This window comes from Streptomyces sp. NPDC018000, from assembly GCF_044328025.1.
GTDB lineage: Bacteria > Actinomycetota > Actinomycetes > Streptomycetales > Streptomycetaceae > Streptomyces.
Window position 1 is genome coordinate 15,765 of the sequence record NZ_JBIRGM010000032.1, and the last position, 22,827, is coordinate 38,591.

The following is a 22,827-nucleotide window of genomic DNA, read 5'->3' on the forward strand; positions in this document are numbered from 1 at the left end:
CACCGACCGGGTCCAGCAGGTCGGCCAGGACGCCTGGGCGAAGATCCGCGCCCATCAGGGCGGCGGCGCCGCGTGAACCTGACGGTCGTCCTGGAACACACCGCTCTGGCGGCCTTGTAGCGTGCGGACCCTTTCTTCACCGGCCTGTACATCGAAGTCTCGCGGGGCACCGGCCGCGTCATCATCCCGTCCTTGTCGGTCCTTGCTGCGGAGCGGCAGGTCATGAGTGTGGGCAAGCATGCGGCGTTCCTGCGGTTCGCGGAGAGCGTTCCGTTCACCGCTGCGCATGCCGTGGATGCGATGGACTGGAGAAACGTGGACTGGCCGGTGGCTCACGCGGCTGCGATCGCCTGGCACGCGGTGAAGACGGGTGGCTTCATCGATGTGTAGTGACAGCACTTATGCACGGGTTCCGAAGGCAGTTGGTGATCAACCCAACTCGGATTGTTGACGAGAAGTGATGGCACTGCCGGTTGCTCCCAGGGCCGCGTCAACTATTCGCTGTGACGGGATGGGGGCGTCCGTAGGGGTCGTGCATGGCAGACGAGAGTGAGCGGGCCGTTCAGGTGGCATTGAGGCGGACAAGCTGCGGCTTCTCGACCCCGAGTCCACCGAGATCGGTGCGTCTGGCAGGCGCTGGGATGCGACGTCGATTCGCTGTTTCATGAGCGACCACCTACGAAACGCGGTGTCGCCGCGTGATGAGCTGGGCGAGGCGGTGGTCAGCCCAGGAGGTTGTCCAGGTGATAGTCCAGCACCCTGAGTGCCTCGTCGGGAGAACGCTGCCCCAGGGCGACGTCGACCCCCAGGCTCGTGGCCAGATTCCAACAGATGTCGGCGTCGATCAGGCCGTTGCCCCGTGCTGGCGCGCCCCGTTCCTGCCGGGCCGAGGCGATGAGTCTCGCGGTGAAGTCCAGAAGCTCGCCGCTACCTGGCGCCAGCACGCCGGCCATAGCCGGATCCGAGATCGCCCTTCCGACGACCGCGACTGACAGCTGGAGTAGGCGCAGGCTTTCCGGGTCACGGGCGAGCATCGCGCGCAGGCATTCACGGAGCATCGTCTCCGCACTCGCCGGGTCGGTTGCCTTGATGGATGCCTCAATCCGGGCGTTCAGTGCCCGCACGGCGCGGTCGATCGCGTCACGGACCAAGTCCTCCCGGGTGGTGTAGTAGTGCTGCACCTGCCCCATGGACACCCCGGCCTCCACCGCGACCTTGCGAAGCGTCACGCCTTCGAGTCCGTCGCGGAGTGTCAGTGTCCAGACAGCTTCGGCCAGGCGGTGTCGGCGCTCCTCATGGTCAACGATCTTCGGCATGCATCCTCCCTGGCGAGCCAATGCGTTCGCATTGCATCGCCATCGGCAGTCTATTACAATGCATGTGCATTGTTAAAATGATTGAGGGGTACCATGAAGTTCGTCGTTCTGCTGATCATCGGAATGGCTTTAGTGGTCTTCAGCGGCCAAGGCGCGATCCGGCTGCTCATCGATCACGACAACGGTGGGGTGCTCAGCGGATTGCCGTTCCCGGGCGCCCTGTGCGCTTACATCGCTGCCCTCACCATCGGTGTCCTCCTCGCCGGCTGGGCACAGGACCGAGCCAAGGCCCTCGGACACCTCAAGTAACACCTATCCACGGCGCCCAGCGGGCTGCCGCAGCACATTCCCGGCCTCTATGCCGTTCGGAGTCCGGGCAGTGTCCGCTTCGCCGGGACCATCAGCGGCCCGGCGGCCTGCTTTGCACCGTGGGTCAGAGATTGAAGTTCGGGGCCGAGTATGGCGAAGCTCCCTGTGGCGTATGGCGGAAACGGGCTGGTGCATGTACTTTCACCAGCGCACTTTGGCGGGCTGAGCGGGGATGGTCTGCCGCTCGTGAGGGCGGCGGACCATCGAGACGTAGCGGCAGAGGTCAGCTGGCCTTGACAGGCTCTTCGGCTCGTGCTCGGGTGCTGGCGAGGCGGTAGGAGTCGGTGCCGGTTTCGATGATGGTGCCGTTGAAGGTGAGGCGGTCGACGATCGCCGCGCAGAGGCGGGGGTCGGTGAAGGTCTTGGTCCAGCCATCTGGGGCTGGCACTTTGCCCTTCCCAGCACGGCCAACCCCGAGATCATCCCATGCGCCGGCCAACGTGACAGTGCCACCGCGAGCTGCGCAGGAGGCCCCTTCTTCATGCGTCCACAGCCGCCAACTCACCCGATCCGGCGCCCCGTCCGACCCGAGCGACCGCACGGCCGGGAGAGGAACAACGTCTCGGACATCAATCAATCCAAACGTTGTCGTACCGTCGTTGGCGGCTTCCGGGAGCTCCGGATCCGGATCGGCGGGGCATACGCGCAAATTCTGTCGGTGTCAGCGGACGGCGGTTTCAAGCTCCTCGGCCAGTGCCTGTGACAGCTTGTCTATCGTGGGGTGGTCCCAGATCAGCGTCACTTCGACGGGGAGACCGAGGTTGTCCTCGATGTCGGCACACACCGTGGTCGCCGAGATCGAGTCAAGGCCGTAATCGGAGAGCGGCACGTCCGGCTCGATCTCTGCCGGATCGCACCTGAGGTAGTCGGCCACCGTGCGGGTGAGCCAGTCGCCGAGTTCAGCGGCCGTTCGGGGAGTCTCTGTTTCCATGATGGTCTCCTGGTTTCAGTTGAAGCGGGACGCGCCTGTCACGCCCCGTACAGGCGACGGCCCAGCAGGCCGAAGCTGCGGTTTTCCGTCAATCGCACCAACATCTGCGCAAACAGGCCGTCCTCCACCGATGGAGAGGCCACGAAATGCTGGTTCCAGCCGGCTCGCAGTCGGCTCAGCGCCGTGTGCAGCCAGAGCGGTTCTGCGAGAAACCCGTCGTCACTGCCCCGGTTGTGCCACCACACCTGCAGGCAGCCGACGGCGACCAGAACGTTGACATAGCGCTCGACAAGGTCGTACGAGTCTGCGTCCGCGGTGAAGGTGAGTTCGTGCGGTGCGAGGCCGCCTGCCCTTTTCCGGATCTCCTGGAGTTCGGCGCGCAGGTGGGCCACGTGTTCGCTCACCCCCCAGTCACCGCCCTCCCCGGCCAGCACGTCCGAGAGCTCGTCGAGCGACGACGCCAACGGGTCCCTGCCCCGGGAACTGACCGCGAGCGCGTCGAAGGCGAGGGGCGGAAGCTCTGCGTCGATCCGGAACAGCGCGGCGGGCGGGGTGGTTGGCAAGCTGGGGCGGCGGGACAGAACGCCCAGCTGCGGCAGAATCGTCGTCTGGCAGGCGGCACGCGCGGCATGGCCGAAGCCGACGGGTTTCAGGTCCCGCAGAAGCTTCTGGAAGATCGCCTGCCGACCGTCGCGGCGGAAGAACTCCGCACCCATCACGGAGGCCAGCCGGTCCGTCGCACGGAGCAAAGCCCCCGCGACCGCGTACTTGGCCGCGGCGGAGTAAAGGCTGGACGCCGAGGGCAGCAGATGGATCGCCCTGACTGCCACCAGGCTGAACGCCTCGCAGATCAACAGGTCGGTGAATGCCCCGGTGACAACCGAGCGGACGTGCGGAAGGTCGCCGGCCCTTCTGCCGTACAACGTACGGCCCATGACGTGAAGCATGGTGGCGCGCAGGGCGGAGTCGAGGATGCCTGTCATCATCGCAGGCAGCGTGGCCCGGGTGATTTGGAAGGACCTCATGGCTGTCTCCAGCCCCTGCCCTTGCTGCCCGATCAGAGCGTCCGATTCCACAGGGCAGTCGTGGAAGACCGCGCCGCCCAGCTGGACACCACGCATTCCGACGGTCTTGTACCGGGGCAGATAGCTGATGTGCCCGGCCGGAACCTGTGACTTGTCAACGAAGACCTGGGAGTGATTCCGGCTTCCGTTGCCGGGGCCGGTCCGGGTGAACAACACCATCGCGTCCGCGCGCCGGATGTTGGTGACGACCTCCTTGCGGCCGTTCAGGGACCAGCCTCCGGCAGTGGGCACGGCATTCATCTCGGTGCCCGCCATGTCATTGCCATGAGCGAGCTCGTGGTAGGCCACGGCGACCTTGCCGTTCCGAAGCAGCAGGTCCGCGACCTGACGGCGCTGCTCGTGGTTCCCGGCGGTCCAGACGTTCACCGACGAGATCAGGGAGCTCGCCCCATAGCCGAGGCCGAGACAGGGATCGCGCCGGTACACCGCGCGCATGACCTCGACGAGATCGTCGAGCCGGGACAAGCGGCCGCCATACTCGGTCGGAACGAACTCGGCGTTCAGACGGAAGTCGTCCAGCAGCGCCTCTCCGTCACCGAACATCTCGGCGTGGTCGTCGGCTTCGAGGACCGGTGCGTAGCCGACCGGGTTCCCCTCGTCGTAGGGGTCCCCGAACAGGCGCTCCAACTCGTCGGCCGAAGAGGTGCTCTGCGGGCTGCCCCCCACCGCGAGCTTCTCGCCGCTCATATGCCCGACAGCAACGTCATACCGCGTCCTTCCGTGCGTACCAGTTCCTCCACCAGGGCGTCGGTCACATCGGGTTCCCGATCCGCAGGCCGGCCCAGTGCTCGCAGGACACGGTTCAGGCACGCCCGGACCCAGCGGGCGTCGGCCCACACCGGTGAACTGTCTCCCAGTGCGGCCTCGTTGTGTGACCAAAGGTGAACCGCGCAGGCTCCCGCGAAGCAGAACTCGTAGCGCCGGGCCAGGTCGAAGTCGGCTGCCGCCCCAGCGCCTGCCGTGGGCCGATGCGCGGCAAGTTCCTCTTCCAGCGCTGCCGCTTCGGCAAGAAGCATCTCCGCGAGCTGCTCGAGGCCGACGGGCGCCGAGTCCGCGCGGACCAGGGAACGGACCCGCTCGACGGCATCGGGCAGACCTCCCAGTACCGAACAGCCGCCGTGCTGGGCGAGGACAAGCTCCCCAGGATCAAGCGGGTCCACCGGAACGTCGAGTGTGGCGGCGGCCGCGAGGCCCTTCAAGGCGTAGTCACCGCGCGCGCTCGCCCTGGCCAGCAGCGGGAACTGCTTGATGAGCGCATGTCGGTTCACTGCTGTGCTGCCGTCGAATATCGCGGCAATCCGGTGATCACGCTCCAGCTTGTCGAACATGCCCTCTGCGTGGGCATCGGTGAAGAAGGCGCGTACTCCGAGGATCTCGCCAAGCTCTGCGATCACCGCGTCGCCCGCGCTCGGAACGAACGCCTTGGTCACCGCAGAGACCACGTTCATCTCCGGAGCCAGCGCATGGACGGAACGCCCGGCAAGCATGGACACCGACTCCATGAGCAACAGGTCCGCGACCGCATCGGCGAGGATCCGGCGAATGCGGGGAAGTTCCACGAGCAGCTTCCCGTAAAGCCTGCGTTCCTGCACGAACGCGGTGGTGAGCCGCAGCGCGTGGTCGCAGGCGCCGAGTGACAGCCCCGCACACACGGTCCGGGTGAGCTGAAGTGCCTTCAGCACGATCTCCAGACCGGCGCCGTCAGCACCCACCTGAGCGGATGCCGGGACGGCCGCGTCCGTGAACCCGATGCCGCTGATGTCCGCGCCTCGAATGCCGTGCGTCGGGATCTTCGGCAGGTATGTGTAACTGCCGGGTGAGAGCCGGTCCTTGTCCACCAGGAAAAGGTTGAATCCGCGTGCGTCTCCGGCCTTGCCGGTACGGGCCAGCAGGCAGATCTGATGGGCACGAGTGGCATTGTTGATCAGCCACTTCTCCCCGTTCAGGCTCCAGCCTTCCCGGGTTCGCTCCGCGGTGACCTCGCCGGCGAGAAGGTCCGCGCCATGTCCCCGTTCGGTCAGCGCCCAGGACACCACATGCCCGTCGCGGACCTGTCGGGCGAGGCGATCGGCCTGTTCCTGGTCCCCGGCCACCCAGACCGAGACGGCGCCGAGGAGGGTCTTCGCATGGGCGACGGCGACCGTGAGGTCGTGGCGCGCGGTGCTGCGGATGAGCTGGATCAGTTCGCTGAAGTCGGTGAGCTTCCCGCCGTACGCGGCCGGCACGTAGTGATCGGCCAGCCCGAACTCGTCGAGGACCCGGCACGCCTCTGCGGGAAAGGCCTCGTCCTGGTCCAGTTCGCGAAGCGCGGCGGGCCAGAAGGGACCGTCCGGACGCGACTGTTCGTCCAGCAGCGCCCCGAGCAGGCGGTGCGGCACCGTCGTCTCGGGCCTCATACCGTGGACTCCTCGACCAGGCGCTGCGCCGGGCCGCTTCCAAGGACCTCGGTGCGCTGCTTCGGCCCGTGCCAGTGGATGTGAAGCGGCTTCAGCTCACCGTCCCGGAACAGTGTCCGCATCGTGTCGCGCTGGATCTTGCCGCTCGTCGTACGGCGTACCGTTCCGCGGCGCAGGAGGACGACGCATGACGCTGTTATGCCCATCTCGCGAGCCGCAGTCTGCTTCATGTCCCGGGCCAGCGCTCTGAGTTCGTCTGCTCCGATGCCTGCCTTGACCTCGTGTGTCACAATCAGTGACGGGTCAGGGCCCGTTTCCGAGAGGGCGAACACGGCACCGACGCAGCCGACGAGTTCTTGGTGGGCGGCGCGCAATTCCTGCTCGACATCCTGCGGATAGACGTTTCTTCCGTGCACGGTGATCATTTCCTTGATCCGGCCGGTGACGTACAACTTTCCGTCGTGCAGCGCACCGAGGTCACCGGTCCGCAGATAGCAGCCGTCCACCCCGTCGACGACGCCACCGAAGGTCGCGGCGGTCGCTGAGGGGTTGTTCCAGTAGCCGACCGCGACGCTGTCTCCCCGCAACCAGATCTCTCCGACAGTGTCGGCCGGAAGCTGGTTCCCAGTCCGCGGGTCGACGATCCGGAGGTCGACGTCTCCGGGTACGCCGCAGCTCACCAGGGAGCGGTGGGGCCGCCCTGGTGTGGCCTCGGCGATCTTGTGCTCTTCCAGCAACTGGGCGTCGACCGCCGTGATATGGGCGGAAGGGTTACCGGACACGTAGACCGTCGACTCGGCGAGGCCGTAGCACGGTGCCAGGGCCTCGGCCCGGAACCCGGCAGGGGCGAACCGCTCGGCAAAAGCGGTGATGGTGCCGGCGTGGATGGGTTCCGAACCATTGCCCGCGTAGCGCCAGCGCGAGAGATCGATCTCGCCGAGCTGCTCATCGGAGACCCGTCGGCAACACAGTTCGTAGGCGAAATTGGGAGCCGCCGACCATGCGATGCCGAAGTCGTCGATCATCTTCAGCCAGGTGTGCGGTCGCCGGATGAAGGCGGACGGACTCATCAGGACGCACTTGCTGCGCAGGAAGAGAGCAGGCAGCAGCAGTCCGATCAGGCCCATGTCATGGAAATGAGGGATCCAGCCACCGAAGTTGGTGTGCTCGTCGAGGCCGAACGCACGGCTCAGCGCGCCGACGTTCCGCAGCAGATTCCCGTGCGTCACCATCACTCCCTTCGGCTCGCCTGTGGAGCCGGAGGTGTACTGGAGCATCGCGAGCGTCTCGTGTCCGAGGTCTGCAGGCGGCGTGAAGGGGCCGGACTCCTCGGTGGACCAGTCCGTGGAGATGAGGGCGAGGCAGTCCAGACCCTCCTCGCGCATCCATTCGTCGATCTCTGTGGAGCTTGCGTCGTCGGTGAGCACCGCGACGGCGCCACTGTCGCGGGCGATACTCAGCACCCGTCTGCGCTCATGGTGGTATCTACCGGGAAGCGGTGCCGGAATGGCGACCATGCCGGCGTAGAGGCAGGCGAGAAAGCTGACGATGAAATCCGGGCCGAAGGAATGAAGGAGCAGCAACCGGTCGCCCGCGTCGAAACTCTGGGAGAGACGCCGTGCCACGGCGGCGGCAGCGCGGTCCAGTTCCCTGTAGGTGAGCGGGCTCCCGTCGGTCCCCGTGGTGTCGCGCAGATAGCGAAGCGCCTCGCGGTCCGGTTCCGAACTCGCATGATGCTGCAGGAGTTCAGGGACACTCCGCGCTGCACTGATGTCAACCATACGAATCCGAGCCTCCAGATGATGGGAATGAGATTCGACAGCAATCCCTCGCCAGCGGGCCGGCAGGGCTTCTTGAGGGAGTCCCGCTGGAAAAGTTCCCCGCGCGAAATCCAGGAGACCCGTCTCATAGCCTGGTGCGCCGGGTGTTCAGAAAATGAGCTGTTGAATTACCGAGCACGCGACGAACAGCGGGTCCGGGCCGAATTTCGGACAGCCCAGGCCAAGGTCGCAGAAAGCTCAATACAGTCTTGTGATCCACGCAAGAAAAAGGACTTTTACCGCGTCACTTGTGCCAGTGAATGGACTTCTTCGGAACGGGCCCTCATCACTCGGAAAAGAACCAGCTGACAGCGGTCGGCAGAAGCGTAACCAGGCACTTCACACAATGTCAATGCCTCATTTCGGATGGCCTGGTCGAGCCTTTTCGTCGCACGCCGCGACTGCCTGATCACTTGTTGAGTCAATTGCTTCTCGCCTTCTCACCGCGTCCGCTTTCATCGCATTCAGGCCGTGGTAGTTGCTGTAAATGCCGGAGACCATATTGGGCATGTGCTCGGTAGGCGGTACGGAGACCGGAGACCAGAGACCGGAGTTCGTCAAACTACGGTTTCGCCACCGACGGCTGGAACCTGGGAATCATGGGGCCGAGGATTTACCGGGCAGCCAGGGAACCAGCGCTTCGAGGATGGGCCGCTCGTCGCTGAGGTAGAAGTGACCGCCGGGGAACGTCCGGGTGTCGAAGGCGCCGCCTGCGCAGGTGCGCCACTGCCTCAGCTCGTCAGGGCTGACGTCCGGATCGTCAGTACCGCCGAAGACGAGCAGTGGGGCGCGCACGGGCAGGGCCGGCGTCCGCAGATAACGTGAAACGAGCCGGAAGTCCGCGCGGATCGCCGGCAGGACGAGGTCGAGGAGTTCGGGGGCGGCGAGCAGGTCGCCGAAGGAGTCGTCGAGGCGGCGCAGTTCCTCGACGAGGTCGGCGTCGCTCAGCGCGTAGCGGTTCTCCTCCTCACGGTGGTGCGGGGCGCGTGATCCGGACACGGTCAGCAGGTCGACGGCCTGCCCGTGCCGCCGCTCGAGTTCCAGGGCGACCTCGTACGCCACGGCGGCGCCCATGCTGTGGCCGAACAGCGCGAGCGGTTCGAGGACGAAGGGCTCCAACGCGTCAGCGATGGGCCGGACCAGGTCGTCCATCGTGACGGCGGCCGGCTCCGCCAGCCGGTCCTGACGACCGGGGTACTGCACCGCGAGCACCTCGATGTCATCGGGCAGGCCCGCAGGCCAGGACCGGTAGGCGTGAGCGGTGCCACCCGCGTGCGGCGCGCACACCAGCCGGCACCGCGGCCGGGGCACCCGGTTGCAGGCCCTGAGCCACGAAGATTGCGTGCGCGTATTCGGAGCGGTCACTGTCCTTGCCTCCCGTTGCACCTATTACCAAGCATATGAGCGGCACTATCCGACGTCCATAAGAAACTGTCGCGCCTTCCAGCTGTCGTGCCGTCCACGGTGCTTTCCTTCTTGTTCTGCCGATCGGTATCGATGTCGGCGAGCAATTGACCCGCCTGGGCCTTTCGGACGGCGCAGGGCCGAACCTCCCGGAAGCGGAACGATTTACCCATGCGCCCCGATCCGTATCCAATTCGGCAAGGGGAGCCGGCTCCGCCCCATAGGATTGCCTGTCCGGGGGGTGCCGACCTTTCCGGAACTTCTCGACATCCGGTCGGAGACGTGCATGCCGAAATTCTCTGCAGAGCGCCGTGCGCCAGGAGCGGACCGCATACGAGCGCCGATGCGACCGTCGTGGCGCTTCAGGAGTCTCTGTTACGGTCGGGCACACCCGTGCCGTCACGTCCGGCGGGCGCATTCGATGGGAGTGCATGCGAGTAATGTCCTGGTTGAAGGATTTTCTGGAGGCGTTGTCCTCCGCCCCGCTTCCGGTCACATTGGCCTTGTCCGGGGCGTTCGCCGCCGCGGAGTCGGGTCTCGGCGTCGGGGTCGTCGTACCGGGTGAGACGGTCGTACTCGTGCTCGCGGCGTCGATGGACAATCCGGCGGCGCTCACGGGTCTTTTCGTGACCGTGACGTTCGCCAGCAGCGCCGGGGACCATGTCGGCTACGTCCTCGGCAGGCGGTACGGAGACCGGCTGCGTGACGTCCCCATGGTGCGCAGGATGGGCATGGACCACTGGGACCGGGCCATGAGGTCGTTCAACCGGTACGGTGCGTGGTCCGTCTTTCTGACCAGGCTTCTACCCGTCGTACGTACGCTCACCCCGGCGACAGCGGGGGTGGCCGGGGTTCGTTACAGCAGGTTCCTTCCGGCGTCGCTGGCGGGAGCGGCGTTGTGGTCGACGCTCTACGTGGTGTCAGGAGCACTGGTTCGCGCTTCCGTTGACGAGATCGGCGCGGTCATCAGCCGGGTCGGCTGGGGGGTGTTGGTCTGCCTGGTCACGGTTACCGGCCTGCTCCTTCTCTTCCGCCGGCGACGGAGTGCCGCGCGACCGCCGGAATAGTGGTCTTCTTGTTTCGTTCGGAGGACGCCGGAATCCGCGGAGCGCAATGAGGCACATCACCGCGCTGAGAGCGGTGCCGCTGAGCAGTGCACCGATGATCGAGTCTCCCGCCTCCCAACCGAGCGCGAGGTTCCGCGACGCATCGACGGCGTGGGTCAGCGGGTTCACCACGGCGATGAGGCGTACCCAACCGGGCAGCGCATCGAGTGGCACGAAGGCGCTGGAGGCGAACATCAGCGGGGACATCACGAAGAAGCCGATGCTCCCCAGCACCTCGATGCTCCGCAGCCACGCGGCCAGCGCCAGGAAGATCCAGACCAACGACCAGCACACGAACACCGACAGCAGGAACGCCGCCGCCATCCCCCAGAAGCCACCGGCCGGGGCGAAGCCGAGCCCGAAGCAGGCGCACAGCAACAGTGCCATCAGCTGGATCGCCACCCGGGCGAGATCGCCCACCGAACGTGCGATGAGCACGTACAGAGGGCGCACAGGCAGGAAGCGGAAGCGCTGTTCGATGCCGGACTCGGCATCTCGGACGAATCCGACACCCGCGACCTGGGCCGTGCCGATCCCCGTCGTGATGAGCAGCGCCGGTACCAGGTAGTCGGTGTAGCTGATGCCGTCGGGGAACAGGTCGGGATTCGCCATCCGGCCGAATATCTGTGTGAAGAGCAGCAGCATGACGAGCGGCTGCACGATCGACAGTGCCACGATGCGCACGTCGCCGCAGATCACCCGGAGCTGCCGTGCGGCCAGCGTCCACAGTTGGGCCAGCTCGCGCGGCCGTGCCGTCGCCGGGAAGAACCGGCCGTCGTGCTCGCTCATGAGGCGCTCGTTTCCTGGCCGTACCCGTACTTGTGTCATGACACACCCACCGGTGTGTGCAGTGAGGAGCCCGATTTCGTCGCTGTCGCCGAGGCCGCCGAGGTCAGCGCGAGGTACACGTCGTCGAGCGTTGGTTCCGACAGCGCCAGGCCGTCGATCGGAACCTCCGCGGCGACCAGGATCTGCACTATGTGTGCCACCTCGGCCGAGGCGTCCACGCCGATCACCAGGGCCGGGCCCTGCTGTTCGACCGTGGGGTGGTACCCGTGTTGTCGTAGCGCCGAGGCCGCCCGTGCGAGCCTGTCCCGTTCGACCGAGACGTGCACCGAACGACGACCTGTTTCCGCCTTGAGCTCGGCCGTGGTGCCGGAGGCCGCGACCCTTCCCTTGTTGAGCACGGTGATCCGGTCCGCCAGCCGGTCGGCCTCGTTGAGGTCCTGGGTGGTGAGCAGCACGGTGGTGCCGTGTCGCACCAGGTCCTCCACGATCTCCCACAGGTTGACGCGGCTCACCGGGTCGAGCCCGGTGGTCGGCTCGTCGAGGAAGAGCACGATGGGGTCGGCCACGAGGCTCATGGCCAGGTCGAGGCGGCGGCGCATGCCGCCGGAGTAGGTGCTGGCCGGCCGGTTCGCGCCGACTGTGAGGTCGAATGCCTCGATGAGCTGCGTCGCCCTGTTCCGTGCCGCCTTCGGCCGCGCGCCCAGCAGGCGTGCGACCAGTACCAGATTCGCCGTACCCGAAAGCCGGTTGTCCACGGCCGTGTGCTGTGCGGTCACACCGATCCGCCTGCGGATCTCCGCACCCTGGGTCCTGACGTCGAACCCCGCGACGGTCGCACTTCCCGCGGAGGGCTGTGACAGCGTCGAGAGAATGTGAACCAGCGTCGTCTTCCCTGCACCGTTGTGCCCGAGAAGGCCGAGGACCGTACCGGCGCGCGCTTCGATGTCCACGGCGTCGAGCGCCGTCACCTCACCGAACCTCTTGCTGAGGCCCCGCGTGCTGATCGTCACCTCGCTCACGGCCGGCTTCTTCCGGTTCGCCCGCGCTCCCGACGGAGCACGGGCACCCGCGCCGACTCGCTGAGGCCGCCACGGGCCGGACGTGGACCCGCGCTCACGCGTTCTGCTGACTCATCGCGTCGATCAGACTCTTGGGCCGCATATCGGTCCAGTTCTTCTCGACGTACTCAAGACACGCCTCGCGCGTGCCCTCCTGATGAACAATCGTCCAACCGTTGGGGACATCGACGAAAGAGGGCCACAGAGAGTGCTGCCCTTCATCATTGGTCAGGACCAGAAAACGACCGTTTTCGTCATCGAACGGATTACTCACAGAAGTGCCTTCCGTTAAGGCCCGACGACGCATCGAAACCCCCCGATGTGTCGCGGACTGTCCGTACTTGCGATGGTGCGAGTTCACATTTCCACTGCCTGGCTTCAGCAGCCTGAAAAAGTGAGTCTTGGACGCGCAGCCACGCAAATTACCTGGCCTGATACCGGGAGTCAACACTCGCTCGGGACGCCAACTTGCCATCCAAAGATAGGGGTTGACAGGAGGGCAGGCGCTGGGCGATCACGTGTCAACGGCTGCTCGGGTCGCAAAATTGCCAGCTCGGATGGGGGGTTGACACATGATCAGCAATTTGACTACCCTCCGATCCGTCGGCTATTTCGAGTACTCCGTTAACGGCTCATGAGCGCTCGAGCCTGAATCGTCAAGTTCAAGTTCGGTTTTTTCGGTCGCCTTGTGCTGCATTCATGCAGCATGAGATGGAATGTTTCTTTTTTTAACGCGGAGGCCCGGAGAAATGGAAAAGGTCAGTGATGCGCGGAGTTCAACCGAACCCCTGCGCCACCGCGCGTCCGCGGGACCGGTGCGCGACATATCCTCCGTCCGTACGCCGGTGCCTCGCTGGAATACAGGACGTCCACTGATCACGACCTGAGCCGCGCTGCAGCCGCGTCGCCGCGGTTGCCGAAGAACTTCAGGGCGGGCGGCCGTCTCCTGCTTCTCCATCCGGATCCGTGGTCGAACTCCCAGCCTGCCTTCACGCCGGGACGATCGCCGTTCCGGTACCGGTTCCCCATCCGCTTGGCCCCCGCCGGATTCCGCGCCGAGACGCTCGAGGACCACGAGGTCACCGAGACGTCACCCGACGGCGCGAGCGAGCTCCAGTGAGCTGCGATCCGCCCGGCGGGATCCGGCTGCGCAGCGACGGCGTCGCTGCCGTGTTCTCCGTCCTCGTCCTGGGCCGTGCCACGGCCCAGGACTGATCATGACCCACGAGCTCAGGAAGCGTCCCAGCGAAGACGGGCTGAGCAGGGATCCCTGACCCGGTCCGTCGAGGTCCGTCAAGCCGATGTCCGTGTCGCGTGCCGGCCGGTAAGGCCTGCGTCGGCACAGCAACGTTTGGAGTGTGTGATGGCTGAAGGGCATTCGGTGCTTCGTGGTGTGCTGGCCGCGCAGCGTGAGGTGTGGGTGGCGCAGCAGCTGCAACCGCTCAGCCCTCGGTTCAACTGCGGGGCTTTCCTGGACATCGGCGAGGCCCTCGACGCCGCCGTTCTCCGCCGCGCGGTGGTCCAGGCCCTGGACGAGACGGAAGCGCTGCGTGCGCGGTTCGTCGAACAGGACGGCGAGATCACCCAGATCACTCAGCCGGCACCCGCCGATTCCGTGACGACGGTCGACGTGCGCGATGCGGACGACCCGGTCGCCGCGGCACGGCAGTGGATGGACGCGGACCTGGCCGAGCCGGTGGATCTGCGGCGCGGCCGAAGCTACCGGCACGTGCTGTTCCGAGTCGGTGAGCGGCGGTCCTTCCTCTACTTCCGGTACCACCACATCACGCTCGACGGTTTCGGGCAGACCCTGTACCTGAACCGGGTGGCCGACCTCTACACGGCTCTGGCCGCCGCTGCCGAGCCGAGCGGCAGTCCGTTCGGTGGCCTGGACCGCCTGCTGGACGAGGAGCGGCACTACGAGAACTCCGACAGATTCGCCGAGGACCGGTCGTACTGGCGGGACACCGCCCGGTTCCTCGCCGAGGGGCAGGGACGTGGCGCGGCGGCGGCCTCCGACCAGGTGCTCCGGGACACGGTGCGGCTGCCGCGGGAACTCGCCGACGCGGTGTGCGCCTACGCGCGGACGCACGGCTCGCGCTGGAGCGTGGTGATGCTGAGCGTCGTGGCCGCCTGCGCCCAGCGGCGGCAGGGCGACGACGCACTCGTGATCGATCTGCCGCTGACCGCTCGCACGACCCGGACCGCACTGACGACGCCCGGCATGATGTCGAACGTGCTGCCGCTGCGGCTGGCGGTGGAGCGCGACGCGGACCTGCCCGCCCTCATGGAACGGGTGTCCCGGGAACTGACGCCGACGCTCCGGCACCAGCGGTTCCGCGGCGAGGAGCTGTACCGCGAGCTCGGCGTGGGCGGCGCGCGGGGGCACCTGTCCGTGAACCTGATGCCGTTCGACCACCAAGTGCGGTTCGGCACCACGCAGGCGGCCCTGCACCAGCTGGCGAACGGCCAGGTGCACGACGTGGCGATCGACGTGTACGGCACCCCCGACAGGGGCGGCGACATCCACGTGACCGTGCATGCCAACGCCCGGACGCACACCGCCGAGGACGTCCGGCAGTGGCAGCAGGGGCTGCGGCGCATGCTCGTTCAGCTCCTCGACACACCAGGGCTGACGCTCGGTGAGGTCGAGCTGCTCGACGAGGCCACCCGTCACCAGGTGGTGGTGGAGTGGAACGAAACCGCCACGAAGCTGCCCGACGGAACGGTCGTCGACTGGTTCGAGGACCAGGCGGCCGCGAACGGCCACGCCATGGCGGTGGCCGATGCGTCCACCGCGCTGCAATACGACGAGCTGAACGCCCGGGCGAACCGGCTGGCGCGCGTGCTGATCGACCGGGGCGTCGGCGCCGAGGACTTCGTCGCCGTCGTGCTGCCGCGTTCTGCGGAGCTGCTGGTCGCGCTGATGGCGGTGTGGAAGGCCGGCGCGGCGTACGTGCCGATCGACCCGGAGTATCCGGCCGAGCGCATCGCGCACATCCTCGACGACGCGCGGCCGGCCGTGACCCTCACCTGCGCCGATCTGGCGCACCGGATGCCGGCGAACGCGCCTTCGGTGGAGCTGGACTCGCCCGCCCTCGAGGCCGAGCGCCAGGCCCGCGACGCGGGGAACATCACCGCCGGTGAGCAGCTGCGCCCACTGCAGCCGGAACGTGCGGCCTATGTGATCTACACCTCGGGGTCGACGGGGCGGCCGAAGGGGGTGGTGGTGGAGCAGCGGAATCTGGCGTCGTATGTGTGGTTTGCGGGGCAGGCGTATCCGGGGTTGGCGGGGCAGTCGGTGGTGCATACCTCGATTGCTTTCGATCTGACGGTGACGGGTGCGTTCGTGCCGTTGACGCTGGGTGGCTGTGTGCGGTTTGCCGGGCTTGATGAGGCCGGGTCGTTGCCGGAAGGTTTCGTGGCGACGTTCTCGAAGGTCACTCCGGCGCATGTTCCTCTGTTGTCGGAGCTGCCTTTGGAGTTGTCGGCCACGGACCATGTGGTGGTCGGTGGTGAGCAGTTGCAGGGGGGTGCGGTGGCGCAGTTGCGTCGTCGGCGTCCCGGTGTGACGGTGATCAACGAGTACGGGCCGACCGAGGCGACGGTGGGCTGTTGTGTGTTCGTGGTGGGGCCGGACGATGTGGTGCCGGAGGCGGCGGTGCCCATCGGGCGGCCGGTGGCCAATGCGCGCTTGTATGTGCTGGACGGGTGCATGCGTCCGGTGGCGCCCGGTGTGGGTGGTGAGCTGTACATCGCGGGTGCGGGGGTGGCGCGCGGGTACTGGAACCGTCCGGGACTGACCGCGGAGCGGTTCGTCGCCGATCCCTTCGGTGAGCCGGGTGCGCGGATGTACCGCACGGGAGATGTCGTGCGGTGGGCCTGGGACGGGCAGTTGGAGTTCCTCGGCCGTGTCGACGACCAGGTGAAGGTGCGGGGCTTCCGCATCGAACTCGGCGAGATCGAGGTCGCCCTCGTGCGGCATCCGGCGGTGTCGCAGGCGGCCCTTCTCGTCCGCGAGGACCGTCCCGGGGACCAGCGGCTCGTGGCCTACGTGGTGCTCGCCGAGACGGGCGGCGAGCCCGGCGCCGCGGAGTTGCGCGAGTTCGTGCGGGACTGGCTGCCCGACCACATGGTCCCCGCCGAGTTCGTCCCGATGGCGACGCTGCCGCTGACGGTCAACGGCAAGATCGACCGCGCGGCGCTACCCGTTCCGGACGGCGACCCGAACGTGTCGGCGACGCCCGCAAGCGGGCAGGACCCCCGGATCGAGATCCTGTGCCACCTGTTCGCCGACGTGCTGGCGGTTCCCACGGTCGGCATCGACGACCACTTCTTCGAGCTGGGCGGGCACTCCCTGCTGGCCACCCGCCTGGTCTCGCGCGTCCGTTCCGCCCTGGGTACCGAACTGTCCATTCGGGACCTGTTCGACCACCCCACGGTCAGGCGCCTGGCGGCGATGCTGGACACGACACGGGAGGCCCGACCGGCCGTTCGGGTGGAGACCAGACCCGAGCGGGTGCCGGCGTCGTTCGCGCAGCAACGGATGTACTTCCTGGGCCAGTTGGAAGGGCCGAGCGCGATCTACAACTACTCGCTCGCGGTGCGCTTCTCGGGGCCGTTGGAGGTGGCCGCGCTGCGTGCCGCGCTCGGCGACGTGGTCGCCCGCCACGAAGGCCTGCGCACCACCCTCGTCGAGCACGACGGCGTGCCGTGCCAGGTCGTGCACCCGGCGACGGAACCGGAACTCCCGGTGCGGCGACTGGCGGAGGAAGACCTGGACGCCGAACTCGGACGGCTGGCCCGCCGGGAGTTCGACCTGTTCGACGAGCTCCCCTTCCGCTCGAGGCTCTACCGGCTCGACGACTTCGGCACCGCGTGGGTGCTGGCGATGGTGGTGCACCACATCGCGGGAGACGGGTGGTCCGTCGGTCCGCTGCTGCGCGACCTGGCGACGGCCTACGCGGCGCGGACGGAGAACTCCGCTCCTCAATGGCGGGAGCTGCCGGTCCAGTACGCGGACTATGCACTGTGGCAGCGTCGTCTGCTGGGGTCGCAGGACGATCCGGACAGTGTCCTCTCCGGCCAGCTGGCGTACTGGCGGGAGCATCTCGCCGGGCTGATGGAGGAACTGCCGCTGCCGGCGGACCGGCCCCGTCCGGTGGACGCGTCGTACGCGGCCGGCCAGGTGTCGTTCCAGGTGCCGGCGGCGGTGTACTCGGGCCTGCAGGAGCTGGCACGTGAGCGGGGCTGCACCATGTTCATGGTGGTGCACGCCGCGCTGGTCGCACTGCTGTCGCGGTTCGGGGCCGGCTCCGACATCCCGGTGGGGACGCCCGTCGCGGGCCGTACCGACGACGCCCTGACCGACCTGGTCGGCTTCTTCGTGAACACGCTCGTGCTGCGGGTCGACGTCTCGGGTGAGCAGGCGTTCACGGAGCTGCTGGACCGCGTCCGCGAGACGGACCTGGCGGCGTACGGGCACCAGGACGTGCCGTTCGAGCACCTGGTGGAGGTGCTGAACCCGCCACGCGCGGCCGGGCGGCATCCGCTGGTCCAGACGATGCTGGCGTTCGCCAACGCCGATCAGGGCGTGACGTCGGCGGCGTTGACGGAGTTCCCGGGCCTCGATGCGAGCGCGTCGGAGGTCGACACCGGAGCGGCCAAGTTCGACCTGGAGTTCTCGCTCGCCGACGGCCTCCAGGGGGCGTCGGCGTGGCAGGGCACGCTGCGGTACAGCACCGACCTGTTCGACGCCGGGACCGCCGAAGGGCTCGCGTCCGGGTTGGTGCGGGTGCTGGAGCAGGCGGTCACCTCGCCCGAGCGCCCGGTGGAATCACTGGACGTGCTCGGCCGGCCCGGCCGGGAACGGCTGCTGGTCGAGCGGAACGACACGGCGGCTCCGGTCCCCGAGGCGACGGTGACCGAGTTGTTCGACCTGCAGGTGGCGGCGACGCCGCAGGCGACCGCCGTCCGCTCCGGCGCCGAGGCGCTGTCGTACGCGGAGCTGGACGTACGGGCCGAGCGGCTCGCGCGCGTGTTGGTGGCCCGTGGCATCGGGGCGGAGTCGCGGGTGGCCGTGGCGATGCAACGGTCCGTCAGCGTTCCGGTGGCGCTGCTGGCGATCATGAAGGCCGGTGCGACGTACGTGCCGGTGCGCGTGACCGACCCCGCCGCATGGGTGCGAGAGGTGCTCACCGGCGTCGGCGCCGAGCTGGTACTCGCCGACCACGCCGACGCCGATGCGGCCGCGGCCTGGGGCTTTCCCTTGCTCGACCCCGAACACCCCGCCGACACCGGGGACACCGCCACCGAACTGCCCGCGGCCGACCAGGCCACCCTGGCCTACATCGTCTTCACCTCCGGTTCCACCGGCACACCCAAGGGCGTCAGCATCCCGCAGCGCGCCATCGCCGAGCTCGTCTCCGACCCGCGGTGGGCCGAGGACGAGGCGCACCGCCGGGTGCTGGCACACTCGCCGCTGGCGTTCGACGCCTCGACGTACGAGCTGTGGGTTCCCCTGCTGCGGGGCGGCACAGTGGTCATGGCTCCCCCCGGAGATCTCGACGTGCCCACACTGCGCCGGGTACTGGCCGACGAAGAGGTCACCGCCGCCTTCTTCACCACGGCGCTGTTCCGGGTCGTGGCCGAGGAGGACCCGGAGTGCCTGGCGGCCCTGCGGCAGGTGTGGACCGGGGGCGAGGCGGTACCGCCGGACGCGGTCGCACAGGTCCGCACGGCGTGCCCGGGGTTGACGGTGTTCAACGTCTACGGTCCCACCGAGACCACGACGTTCGCCCTGTGCCACCCGACCACCGCGGACGACGCGGCACGCACGATCCTCCCGATCGGCCGCCCGCTGGCGAACACCCGGGTCTACGTGCTGGACCAGCGGCTGCAGCCGACGCCACCCGGCGTCGCGGGCGAACTGTACATCGCCGGGGCCGGGCAGGCGCGGGGCTACTGGAACCGCCCGGACCTGACCGCGGACCGGTTCGTGGCCGATCCGTTCGGCGCGCGCGGTGAGCGGATGTACCGCACCGGTGACGTAGTGCGCTGGAACAGCGAGGGAAACATCGAGTTCCTCGGCCGCGCCGACACGCAGATCAAGCTGCGCGGCTTCCGTATCGAGCTGAGCGCCGTCGAAACCGTCCTCGGCCGGCATCCGCACGTCGCGCAGGCGGCCGTGTTCGTTCGCGAGGACGAGCCGGACCGGCGGCACCTGGTGGCCTACGTGATCCCGGCTGCGCCCACCTCCGAAGCCGACCTCGTCGCCCACATGAAACGGCGGCTCCCCGAGTACATGGTCCCCTCCGCAGTCCTGACCGTCGACCACTTCCCCCTGACCCCCAACGGAAAGATCGACCAGAAGGCGCTGCCGGCCCCCGACCCGGCGGCCCGGCCCTCGTCACGGCCCGCCCGCAACCCCCGCGAGGAGATCGTGTGCGGGCTGTTCGCCGACGTCCTCGGCGTCGCCGAAATCGGCATCGACGACGGGTTCTTCGACCTCGGCGGTCACTCGCTGCTGGCGACACGGCTGGTGTCGCGTCTGCGTGCGGCACTGGGCGAGGAGGTGGCGATCCGCGACGTCTTCGATCACCCGACGGTCGCCGAGCTGTCCGACGCGATCGGCGCGCGGGTGGCGGACCGGCCGCCGCTGACCGCGGTGGTGCCGCGCCCGGAGTCCGTGCCGACGTCGTACGCCCAGCAGCGACTGTGGTTCACGCACCACGTGGAGGGGCCGAGCCCCACGTACAACATTCCGCTGATCCTGCGCCTGACCGGCGCCCTGGACGTCGCGGCGCTGCGGGCCGCGCTGGCCGACGTGGTCGCCCGGCACGAGAGTCTGCGCACCGTGTTCGCCGACACCGAGCAGGGGGCCCGCCAGGTGGTGCGGGACGCCGTCGCCCCGGACGTGGTGCCGGAACTGGTGGTTGAGCGGCCCGGGCCGGCCCGGACCGCCGAGCGGGTCGGCGAGGTCGCGCGGCACGTGTTCGACCTGGGCGGCGAAATACCGTTCCGGGCCTGGCTGTTCGAGACCGAGCCGGACGCGGCGTGCGTCCTGGCGGTGGTCGTGCACCACATCGCCGCGGACGGGTGGTCGCTGGCGCCACTGGTGCGGGACCTCACCCACGCCTACTCCGCACGGACGGCAGGCCGCGCGCCGCAGTGGCAACCACTGCCGGTGCAGTACGCCGACTACACCCTGTGGCAGCGACAGCTGCTGGGCTCGGAGGACGACCCGGCCAGCGTGATGTCGAGGCAGCTGGCGTACTGGCGCGACCAGCTCGCGGAGCTGCCGCAGGAGCTGGACCTGCCCACGGACCGGCCACGCCCTGCGGCGGCCTCCCACCGGGGCGCGGCCGTCGAGTTCACCGTGGACTCGCACCTGCACGACAGGCTGGCCGAGTTGGCGCGCACGACCGGTACCACGCTGTTCATGGTGGTGCAGGCGGCGTTCGCCGCGCTGCTGACCAGGCTGGGCGCGGGCACCGACATCCCGCTGGGCACGCCGGTGGCCGGCCGTGACGAGGAGGCCACCCACGACCTGGTGGGCTTCTTCGCCAACACGCTCGTGCTCCGCACCGACACCTCGGGCAACCCCGCCTTCCGCGACCTCCTGGACCGCGTCCGCGCCACGGACCTGGACGCATACAGCAACCAGGACGTGCCCTTCGAGCGGCTCGTCGAGCTCGTCAGCCCCACGCGGTCGCTGGCGTACAACCCGCTGTTCCAGGTCGCCCTCACGGTGCGGCCCCACGAGAGCTTCGGGAACACCCTCGCCGATCTCGCACTCGACGCACATGAGGTGGACACCGGGCGGGCGAAGTTCGACCTGCTGCTCAGCCTGGAGGAACACGGGGACGAGCAGCGCAACCCCGCCGGGATGGACGGCGTGCTGCAGTACGCCACCGATCTGTTCGACGAGCCCACCGTCACCATGCTCGCCCGGGCGCTGTGCCGGGTGCTGGAGCAGGTCGTGGCCCGCCCGCAGGCACGACTGGGCGACATCGACGTCCTCGGTGAAACGGAACTGCGGGAGCTCACCGTCGCCCGGAACGACACCGACAGCGGCACCGTGCCCCGCACGTTCCCGGATCTCTTCGCCGAGCAGGTCGGGCGAGGGCCGGACGCGACCGCAGTGACCGACGACGACCGCAGCCTCAGCTACACCGAGCTGGACGCGATCGCGAACCGCCTCGCGCACCACCTGATCGGCCGCAGCATCGGAGCCGAGGACCTGGTGGCGATCGCGATGCCGCGTTCGGTCGAGATGGTCGCGGCGGTGCTGGCCGTACACAAGGCGGGCGCCGCCTACCTCCCGATCGACCCCGGCTACCCCGGCGAACGCATCGCGTACATGCTCGGCGACGCCGCCCCCGCGCTCCTCATCACCACCGGCAAGACCGCGGCGGACCTGCCGCCGTGCGAGGTCCCCCACGTGCTCTTCGAGGACCTGCCCGGCGGCCCGGACGATGACGTGCCGTCGCACGCGCCGACCGACAACGACCGGGTCGGACCGTTGCGGCCGGACCACCCGGCGTACGTGATCTACACCTCCGGCTCGACCGGCCTGCCCAAGGGCGTCACGGTCACCCACCGCGGGCTGGCCGGCCTGGCCCACACACACATCACCCGCCTCGGCGCCGGGCCGGGCAGCAGCGTCCTCCAGTTCGCCTCGCTGAGCTTCGACGCCGCGGCATGGGAGATCTGCATGGCACTGCTGTCGGGGGGCCGGCTCGTGCTCGCCTCACCGGACCGGCTCATGCCGGGGGAGCCGCTGGCAGAACTCATTGCTGAGCACGGCATCACCCACGCGACCCTGCCGCCGTCGGCCCTGCCGGTGCTCACCGACGACGCGCTGCCCGCCGGCATGGTGCTCGTGGTCGCCGGTGAGGCGACCAGGCCGGACCAGGTGGCGCGGTTCTCCTCGGACCGCCGCATGGTCAACGCCTACGGGCCGACAGAGACCACCGTCTGCGCGACGATGAGCGAACCCCTGTCGGGCCGGCAGCATCCGCCGCTCGGCCGCCCTGTGGCCGACACCCGGGTCTACGTGCTGGACGAGTTCCTGCGCCCGGTGCCACCCGGCGTGGCGGGACAGCTGTACGTGTCCGGCCCCGGGCTCGCGCGAGGGTACCTGGGACGTGCGGGGCTGACCGCCACCCGCTTCGTCGCGAATCCGTTCGATGCCCCGGGGTCTCGCATGTACGGCACCGGGGATGTGGTGCGCTGGACTCGCGACGGTGAGCTGGTGTTCGTGGGGCGTGCGGACGACCAGGTGAAGGTGCGGGGTTTCCGTATCGAGTTGGGTGAGATCGAGGCGGTTCTGGCCCGGTATCCCGCGGTGTCGCAGGCGGTTGCCGTGGTGCGGGAGGACCGGCCGGGTGACCAGCGTCTGGTCGCGTATGTGGTGTGTGCCGATGGCCTGCCCGAACGGGAGATTCTTGCGCATGCGCGGGAGTGGTTGCCGGAGTACATGGTGCCGGCGGCGGTGGTGGTGCTGGACCGGGTGCCGTTGACGGCGAACGGGAAGGTGGATCGTAAGGCGT

Annotated in this window: 12 protein-coding genes and 2 pseudogenes; 4 read left to right on the forward strand and 10 right to left on the reverse strand. The window is 68.2% G+C overall.

Annotated features, from left to right (window positions below; all coding sequences use genetic code 11):
* Positions 1-222 precede the first annotated feature (222 nt).
* Positions 223-390, forward strand: a complete 168-nt coding sequence (locus ACH4EW_RS30575; RefSeq protein ID WP_398262496.1) for a hypothetical protein — start codon at positions 223-225, stop codon at positions 388-390.
* Between the two features lie 332 nt (positions 391-722).
* On the opposite strand, the gene ACH4EW_RS30580 is transcribed toward ACH4EW_RS30575, so the two are convergent.
* Positions 723-1,316: a TetR/AcrR family transcriptional regulator gene (locus ACH4EW_RS30580; RefSeq protein ID WP_398262498.1), complete on the reverse strand. Its 594-nt coding sequence runs from the start codon at positions 1,314-1,316 to the stop codon at positions 723-725.
* 93 nt (positions 1,317-1,409) lie between these two features.
* Between ACH4EW_RS30580 and ACH4EW_RS30585 the strand changes: the two genes are divergently transcribed.
* Positions 1,410-1,625: a hypothetical protein gene (locus ACH4EW_RS30585; protein ID WP_398262500.1), complete on the forward strand. Its 216-nt coding sequence runs from the start codon at positions 1,410-1,412 to the stop codon at positions 1,623-1,625.
* Positions 1,626-1,908: 283 nt separating this feature from the next.
* Here ACH4EW_RS30585 and ACH4EW_RS30590 read toward each other — a convergent pair.
* From ACH4EW_RS30590 to ACH4EW_RS30615, 6 genes and pseudogenes are all read right to left on the reverse strand, one after another.
* Positions 1,909-2,058: pseudogene (locus ACH4EW_RS30590) on the reverse strand (ATP-binding protein); the annotation flags it as partial.
* Positions 2,059-2,346: 288 nt separating this feature from the next.
* A complete protein-coding gene (locus tag ACH4EW_RS30595; protein WP_398262502.1) occupies positions 2,347-2,616 on the reverse strand; it encodes an acyl carrier protein in 270 nt (89 codons plus the stop codon).
* Positions 2,617-2,654: 38 nt separating this feature from the next.
* Positions 2,655-4,388 (reverse strand): acyl-CoA dehydrogenase, encoded by a 1,734-nt coding sequence (locus ACH4EW_RS30600; RefSeq protein ID WP_398262504.1) that lies wholly within the window; start codon positions 4,386-4,388, stop codon positions 2,655-2,657.
* Positions 4,385-6,097 carry an acyl-CoA dehydrogenase family protein gene (locus tag ACH4EW_RS30605; protein ID WP_398262506.1) on the reverse strand — a complete coding sequence of 571 codons (1,713 nt, stop codon included), beginning with the start codon at positions 6,095-6,097 and terminating at the stop codon, positions 4,385-4,387. Before ACH4EW_RS30605 ends, ACH4EW_RS30600 begins: the two co-directional genes overlap by 4 nt.
* Positions 6,094-7,878, reverse strand: coding sequence for a fatty acyl-AMP ligase (locus ACH4EW_RS30610; RefSeq protein ID WP_398262508.1), 1,785 nt, complete (start codon positions 7,876-7,878; stop codon positions 6,094-6,096). Before ACH4EW_RS30610 ends, ACH4EW_RS30605 begins: the two co-directional genes overlap by 4 nt.
* Positions 7,879-8,514: 636 nt before the next feature.
* The gene (locus ACH4EW_RS30615) at positions 8,515-9,204 is read right to left on the reverse strand and encodes a thioesterase II family protein (protein ID WP_398262510.1); all 690 of its coding nucleotides are present in this window, start codon (positions 9,202-9,204) and stop codon (positions 8,515-8,517) included.
* Between the two features lie 710 nt (positions 9,205-9,914).
* On the opposite strand from ACH4EW_RS30615, the pseudogene ACH4EW_RS30620 reads away from it, so the two are divergent.
* Positions 9,915-10,190: pseudogene (locus ACH4EW_RS30620) on the forward strand (DedA family protein); the annotation flags it as partial.
* 51 nt (positions 10,191-10,241) lie between these two features.
* On the opposite strand, the gene ACH4EW_RS30625 reads toward ACH4EW_RS30620, so the two are convergent.
* The 3 genes from ACH4EW_RS30625 to ACH4EW_RS30635 all read right to left on the reverse strand — a co-directional run bounded on the left by ACH4EW_RS30625 (position 10,242) and on the right by ACH4EW_RS30635 (position 12,548).
* Positions 10,242-11,216 carry an ABC transporter permease gene (locus ACH4EW_RS30625; RefSeq protein ID WP_398262512.1) on the reverse strand — a complete coding sequence of 325 codons (975 nt, stop codon included), beginning with the start codon at positions 11,214-11,216 and terminating at the stop codon, positions 10,242-10,244.
* 35 nt (positions 11,217-11,251) lie between these two features.
* Positions 11,252-12,235 carry an ATP-binding cassette domain-containing protein gene (locus ACH4EW_RS30630; protein ID WP_398262514.1) on the reverse strand — a complete coding sequence of 328 codons (984 nt, stop codon included), beginning with the start codon at positions 12,233-12,235 and terminating at the stop codon, positions 11,252-11,254.
* A gap of 94 nt (positions 12,236-12,329) precedes the next feature.
* Positions 12,330-12,548, reverse strand: coding sequence for an MbtH family protein (locus ACH4EW_RS30635; RefSeq protein ID WP_398262516.1), 219 nt, complete (start codon positions 12,546-12,548; stop codon positions 12,330-12,332).
* A 1,089-nt stretch (positions 12,549-13,637) separates the two neighbouring features.
* Here ACH4EW_RS30635 and ACH4EW_RS30640 point away from each other — a divergent pair.
* On the forward strand, positions 13,638-22,827 hold a 9,190-nt coding region (locus ACH4EW_RS30640), incomplete at its 3' end, for an amino acid adenylation domain-containing protein (RefSeq protein ID WP_398262518.1).